General features: G+C 65.0%; 8 protein-coding genes and 1 pseudogene. 4 read left to right on the forward strand and 5 right to left on the reverse strand.

The features are described from left to right. From FFS27_RS27260 to FFS27_RS27280, 5 genes are all read right to left on the reverse strand, one after another. Window positions 1-389: VOC family protein (locus FFS27_RS27260; RefSeq protein WP_042917520.1), on the reverse strand; the 389-nt coding region annotated here is incomplete at its 3' end. A 255-nt stretch (window positions 390-644) separates the two neighbouring features. Beyond that, window positions 645-935: a PA4642 family protein gene (locus tag FFS27_RS27265; RefSeq protein WP_003094960.1), complete on the reverse strand. Its 291-nt coding sequence runs from the start codon at window positions 933-935 to the stop codon at window positions 645-647. Between the two features lie 82 nt (window positions 936-1017). Then, entirely contained in the window at window positions 1018-1503 is a 486-nt protein-coding gene (locus tag FFS27_RS27270; protein WP_003094962.1) for a hypothetical protein, read from the reverse strand. Window positions 1504-1565: 62 nt separating this feature from the next. Further along, window positions 1566-2039, reverse strand: coding sequence for a WbuC family cupin fold metalloprotein (locus tag FFS27_RS27275; protein WP_003094965.1), 474 nt, complete (start codon window positions 2037-2039; stop codon window positions 1566-1568). Window position 2040: 1 nt separating this feature from the next. Beyond that, window positions 2041-2598 (reverse strand): hypoxanthine-guanine phosphoribosyltransferase, encoded by a 558-nt coding sequence (locus FFS27_RS27280; protein WP_003094967.1) that lies wholly within the window; start codon window positions 2596-2598, stop codon window positions 2041-2043. 167 nt (window positions 2599-2765) lie between these two features. Between FFS27_RS27280 and upp the strand changes: the two genes are divergently transcribed. The 4 genes and pseudogenes from upp to FFS27_RS27300 all read left to right on the forward strand — a co-directional run. Beyond that, the gene (gene upp / locus FFS27_RS27285) at window positions 2766-3404 is read left to right on the forward strand and encodes a uracil phosphoribosyltransferase (protein ID WP_003094968.1); all 639 of its coding nucleotides are present in this window, start codon (window positions 2766-2768) and stop codon (window positions 3402-3404) included. Window positions 3405-3406: 2 nt separating this feature from the next. Next, a complete protein-coding gene (locus FFS27_RS27290; protein WP_003094970.1) occupies window positions 3407-4690 on the forward strand; it encodes a uracil-xanthine permease family protein in 1284 nt (427 codons plus the stop codon). 332 nt (window positions 4691-5022) lie between these two features. Beyond that, the gene (locus FFS27_RS27295) at window positions 5023-5571 is read left to right on the forward strand and encodes a Csu type fimbrial protein (protein ID WP_003094972.1); all 549 of its coding nucleotides are present in this window, start codon (window positions 5023-5025) and stop codon (window positions 5569-5571) included. Window positions 5572-5601: 30 nt separating this feature from the next. Further along, window positions 5602-5805: pseudogene (locus FFS27_RS27300) on the forward strand (Csu type fimbrial protein); the annotation flags it as partial.

A 5805-nucleotide genomic window follows, 5' to 3' on the forward strand; every position in this document is an offset into this window, starting at 1 on the left:
ATCCAGGACACCCCGAAACGGTCCACCAGGGTACCAAAACAGGGCGACCAGAAGGTCTTGCCCAACTCCAGCTCGACCCGCCCGCCGTCCTCCAGCAAGGCGTCATAGCAGCGCCGCGCCTGCTGCGGGTCGCGGGTATTCAGTGAAAGGGAAATCCCGGAGATCGGCTGCAACGCCGGCCCGTGCCCGTCCGAGGCCATGATCTGGCTGTCGCCGATCTGCAGGTTGGCGTGCATCACCTTGTCGCACCAGCCTTCCGGCACCACCACCGGACCGGGCGCCTCGTCGAAACGGAACAGGAAACTCACCCTGGCACCGATGGCGTGTTCATAGAAACGCAGGGCCTCTTCGCAACGGCCGTTGAAGCAGACGTAGGGCTGGACGTACATGGGAACCTCGGCAGGCTGTTTTTCCTGTGAGTGTAGAAAAGCAGCAGCCTCTCGCAGAGCGAATAAAGCAGTCCTGGCCATTCGCCCCCCCTGTCTCCCTGGCGCTCCGCAATGCGAGAAGGCCCGTATGCCTATCGTCCCTTGCCACCGCCAGCCGTCATTCGGGTGCTGGCGTTCGCCGACGGGTGGGATTCTTCGGCGGGCCGCGCAACGAAAAAGCCCGCCGAAGGGCGGGCTTTTCACCGCATGGCCGGCTCAGGCGCCCTTGGCCGCCTGCAGCGCTTCGATGTAGGGCGCGGCCTGGCGCTGGTCGGCGACCAGGGCGACGAAGTCGTTGCCCTTGGCGTCGCGCGCATCGAGATCGTAGCCGGCCTCGCGGAAGAAGGTGAGGAAGCGCTCAAAGTCGTCGATGCGCAGGCCGCGATAGGCCTTGATCAGCTTGTGCAGCGAGGGGGGCGTGTCGTCGGCCGGCTCGACGCCGAGGAACAGCTTGATCGACTCGTCACTGATCTCTTCGCCAATGATCTGTTTCTTGTCTTTGCGCATCGCTTTCTCTCAACGGCTCTGGGGCCGGGCTCGCCCGGCGCGGGATAAGGCCAGGCAGTTTACTCCCGGCGCGCGGCGAGGCTCAACGCGCGCGTACCGCGCCGGTGTGCAGGTCGGCCCAGACATGGCCGTTGGGATAGGCGAGGAACTGGCAATAGACCGTCTGGTTGCGCAGCAGGTCGAGCAACGCCGGGTACTGCGCCAGCGGGTAGTTGAGCGTGAGGGTGCGGGTCCCGGCATCGTAGACCGGCTTCTTCAGGCTCTTGCCTTCGCTGTCGAACTGGATCAGCACCTGGGCCAGGGTCGCGCCCTTGCTCAGCGGCTTGCCCTTCAGGCGCAGCAGGGTCGGCGTGGTGATCGGGATCGGCTGCTGGTTGGACTGCCGCTGGTTGCCCAGCACCACGCTGTACTCGGTGATCTGGATCAGTTGCTGCTGCTCCGGCGCCTCCTGGCGCAACTGGCCGTCGTCGGGCGGCAGGAAGCGCGCGTGCATCGGGGGATTCTCGGCGGCCAGGCCGGCCAGACTGACGAACAGGAGCAGGGAGCCGCACAGGCTACGGGCGAACATCGGGACCTCCGGACAGGGCGAGCCGGCACTCTAGCATGGCTGCCGACCCGCCGCCGAAGCGCTCAGGCGAACTGGGCGCGCATCCAGTCCCGGTAGGCCGGCGCATCGGCGCTGCCTTCGGCAGGCGCCCAACTGGCGAACTCGCCTTCGCCGAGCGGGCGGTAAGGCCCGGCCTTGCATTCGAACAGGATGCTGTCCGGCTCCAGCACCACCAGGGCATGGAACACCCCGGGCGGCAGGTCGACACCGGGGCAGTCCCCAGCGGCGCTCAACTCGCGCTTGTCGAGGAGTTCCCCGTCCTCGGCGAAGACCAGCAGGCCGAGACGGCCCTTGAGCACGATCAGCGCCTCGGCCTTGCCCGCATCCAGGTGCCGGTGCGGCGGGATGTAGGTATTCGGCTGGAGGCCCACTGCCATGCGGTGGCAGGGCTCCTCCATGCGGTGGAAGTTGTGATGCTGGCGACCACGCGGCGCGTTGCCCGCCCCGCTCGCCAGTTCGGCGAACAATTGCTGGTCGAGGTAGCGCGGTCCGGCCATCTCAGAGCCCCTTGACCGCGAAGATGCCCGCGGCGTTGCGCCAGTAGCCCTTGTAGTCCATGCCGTAGCCGAACACGTAGCGGTCGGCGCAGTAGAGGCCGGTGAAGCTGGCCTTGAGGTCGGGCCGGGCCTTGCGCTCATGTTCCTTGTCCACCAGTACGGCGGTGTGCACCGCGCGTGCGCCGGCATGCTTGCAGAAGTCGATGATCGCCGAGAGGGTGTGCCCTTCGTCGAGGATGTCGTCGATGATCAGCACGTCACGGTCGATGAAGGAGATTTCCGGCTTGGCCTTCCAGAACAGTTCGCCGCCGGAGGTCTCGTTGCGGTAACGGGTCGCATGCAGGTAGGACAGTTCGAGGGGGAAGTCGAGCAGCGGGAGCAGCTTGCCGGAGAAGATCAGGCCGCCGTTCATCACGCAGAAGACCACCGGGTTGGTCTCGCCGAGATCGCGGTTGATCGCCTCGGCGACGCGACCGATGGCTGCCTCGACCTCGTCGTTGTTGAACAGGCAGTCGGCTTCCGCCATGACTTGGCGGATGTGCGCGAGATCGACGGACATGGTGCTTCTCCCTGGCTGGGCTGAGAAAAAGTCGGCAAAGGTACTCATCCGGTCGCCATCGGGCAACCCCCGGCGGTCGAGTGCGAATCAGAATAATGGTCCAGACTGTGCGGAATGCATTACGCTAGCGCAATTTTTTTGCCCGCCCCCGTTGGAGACAGTCGCCCATGCCCGTACATGAGATCCGCCACCCCCTCATCCGCCACAAACTGGGCCTGATGCGCCGTGCCGATATCAGCACCAAGAACTTCCGCGAACTGGCCCAGGAAGTCGGCGCCCTGCTGACCTACGAGGCGACCAAGGACCTGCCCCTGGAACAGTACGAAATCCCCGGATGGGCCGGCCCGGTGACGGTGGAGAAGATCTCCGGGAAGAAGATCACCGTGGTGCCGATCCTGCGCGCCGGCATCGGCATGCTCGACGGCGTGCTCAGCCTGATTCCCGGCGCCAAGGTCAGCGCGGTCGGCGTCGCCCGCAACGAAGAGACCCTGGAAGCACGCACCTACCTGGAAAAACTGGCGCCGGACATCGCCGAGCGCCGCTCGCTGATCATCGACCCGATGCTCGCCACCGGTGGCTCGATGGTCGCCACCATCGACCTGCTGAAGAAGGCCGGCAGCAAGGAAATCCGCGCCATGGTGCTGGTCGCCGCCCCCGAGGGCATCGAGGCGGTACGCAAGGCCCACCCGGACGTGATCATCTATACCGCCTCGATCGACGAGAAGCTCGACGAGAACGGCTACATCATTCCGGGCCTGGGCGACGCCGGCGACAAGATCTTCGGTACCAAGCAGAAGGAAGCCTGAACATGGGCGATGCCTTCCAGGAGCCGCTCTGGCGCCAGGTGCTGTCAGGCGCGCAGATGCTGTTCGTCGCCTTCGGCGCGCTGGTGCTGATGCCGCTGATCACCGGTCTGGATCCCAACGTCGCGCTGTTCACCGCCGGCCTCGGGACCCTGCTGTTCCAATTGGTGACCGGGCGCCAGGTACCGGTGTTCCTCGCCTCCAGCTTCGCCTTCATCACCCCGATCATCCTCGCCAAGGGCCAGTTCGGCCTGGCCGCGACCATGGGCGGGGTGGTCGCCGCCGGCTTCGTCTACACCTTCATGGGCCTGGCGGTGAAGATCAAGGGCACCGGCTTCATCGATAAACTGCTGCCGCCGGTGGTGATCGGCCCGGTGATCATCTCGATCGGCCTGGCGATGGCGCCGATCGCGGCGAACATGGCGATGGGCAAGGCCGGCGACGGCAGCGAGCTGCTGCCGTACCGCACCGCGATGATGATCTCGATGCCGGCGCTGCTCACCACCCTGGTGGTGGCGGTATTCGGCAAGGGTATCTTCCGCCTGGTGCCGATCATCGCCGGCGTGCTGGTCGGCTTCGCCCTGTCGTTCGTCTTCGGCGTGGTCGACACCGCCGCAATCGTCGCCGCACCCTGGCTGGAACTGCCGAAATTCACCGCGCCGGAATTCAACTGGCAGGCGATCCTGTTCATCGTCCCGGTGGCCCTGGCCCCGGCCATCGAGCATATCGGCGGGGTCATCGCGGTGGGCGGCGTCACCGGCCAGGACTACCTGAAGAAGCCCGGCCTGCACCGCACCCTCCTTGGCGACGGCCTGGCCACCTCGGCCGCCGGCCTGTTCGGCGGACCGCCCAACACCACCTACGCGGAAGTCACCGGCGCAGTGATGCTGACCAAGAACTACAACCCGAAGATCATGACCTGGGCGGCGGTGATCGCCATCACCCTGGCCTTCGTCGGCAAGTTCGGCGCGATCCTGCAAAGCATCCCGGTACCGGTGATGGGCGGCATCCTCTGCCTGCTGTTCGGCACCATCGCCTCGGTCGGCATGAACACCCTGATCCGGCACAAGGTCGATCTCTCGGAAGCGCGCAACCTGGTGATCGTCTCGGTGACCCTGGTGTTCGGCATCGGCGGCGTGCTGATCGGCAGCGGTACCGGTCCCGACGACATCGGCCTGAAGGGCATCGCCCTGTGCGCCATCGTCGCCATCGTCCTCAACCTGCTGCTGCCGGGCAACGACGGCTGGCAGAACAAGGCGCTCGACGAACAGCACAAGGATTCGCACTGAAACCAACGGGCGGAACACTTCGCTGTTCCGTCCGTATTCCACCCGCCTCGTTATTTTCAAATCATGTAGTCAATCGCTTACTACTTTGTAATTAAACTTCCTTGCATTTCCCAAATAACCACGCCATCTGACTAGCAGAGATTTACTCGCGCTGCTATATAGCCAGTCAAACATGACTGGCTAGCCGCTCTGCGCCGCACCCGGCGCGTCGTCAGCCATGAACTTCGAGTTTGGCGGATATATAAGGCCGATCATTTAAAGTCGTGGGAACTTTATTTATCCGCCAACGTCCTTCTGCGCCACCGACATTCATTATCGACAGGAAGTTAGAGATGAATAAACGCACTCCGGCAGTCTTGTTGTTCTGTTCCTGCGCCAGCCTGCTGGGCACCGCCCAGGCCGCCGGTACGCTAATCGGCCAGGTCGGCGTGCAGATGGTCATCGGTGCCGGCTGCACCATCATCAACGGCAGCGTCAGCGGCGGTATCAACCAGTGGGGAACCCTGGACTTCGGCAGCCATTCCGACCTCACCAACGTGGTCGACGCGCAGACCGTCGGCACCAGCGGCAATATCCAGATCCAGTGCAGCACCGGCCTGACCCCGAGCCTGACGGTGAACGCAGGCCTGCACGCCAGCGGCGGCCAGCGCTACATGCAGAACACCACCACCAGCAGCAGCACCATCGCCTACAACATCTATTCGGACGCCGCGCGCAGCGCGCTGATCCAGGCCAACACACCGGTGGACATCTCCTCGGTCTCCACCGGCACCGCGGTCAACATCCCCCTCTATGGCCGCGTGGTGCCCACCGGACAAAGCACGCCCACGCCGACGGCGGGGACCTACACCGACACCCTGCTGGTCACCATCGCCTGGTAAGACGCGCCGCCAGGCGCGGCGCCGGGCAGCATGGTCCTGGGGGGACCGATGAGCCTGAACCGCTACTTCACCGGAGGACTGCTCTGCCTGCTCGGCTGCAACCCGGCAAACGCGCAGACCGCCACCATCGTCCTGAGCGCCACGCTGCTCCCGGCCTGCGAGGCAGGTAGCGTCGGCAGCGGCGGCGCGATCACCTTCGGCACCCTCGACTTCGGCCAGTACGCCTCCCTGAAC

This window comes from Pseudomonas sp. 2VD (assembly GCF_005503585.1).
Classification (GTDB): domain Bacteria; phylum Pseudomonadota; class Gammaproteobacteria; order Pseudomonadales; family Pseudomonadaceae; genus Pseudomonas; species Pseudomonas aeruginosa.

Coding starts and splice junctions, on each gene's coding strand:
- FFS27_RS27290 (WP_003094970.1), top strand. CDS start 3,407: ATGGGCGATGCCTTCCAGGAGCCGCTCTGGCGCCAGGTGCTGTCAGGC.
- FFS27_RS27270 (WP_003094962.1), bottom strand. CDS start 1,503: ATGTTCGCCCGTAGCCTGTGCGGCTCCCTGCTCCTGTTCGTCAGTCTG.
- FFS27_RS27265 (WP_003094960.1), bottom strand. CDS start 935: ATGCGCAAAGACAAGAAACAGATCATTGGCGAAGAGATCAGTGACGAG.
- FFS27_RS27280 (WP_003094967.1), bottom strand. CDS start 2,598: ATGTCCGTCGATCTCGCGCACATCCGCCAAGTCATGGCGGAAGCCGAC.
- FFS27_RS27275 (WP_003094965.1), bottom strand. CDS start 2,039: ATGGCCGGACCGCGCTACCTCGACCAGCAATTGTTCGCCGAACTGGCG.
- upp (WP_003094968.1), top strand. CDS start 2,766: ATGCCCGTACATGAGATCCGCCACCCCCTCATCCGCCACAAACTGGGC.
- FFS27_RS27295 (WP_003094972.1), top strand. CDS start 5,023: ATGAATAAACGCACTCCGGCAGTCTTGTTGTTCTGTTCCTGCGCCAGC.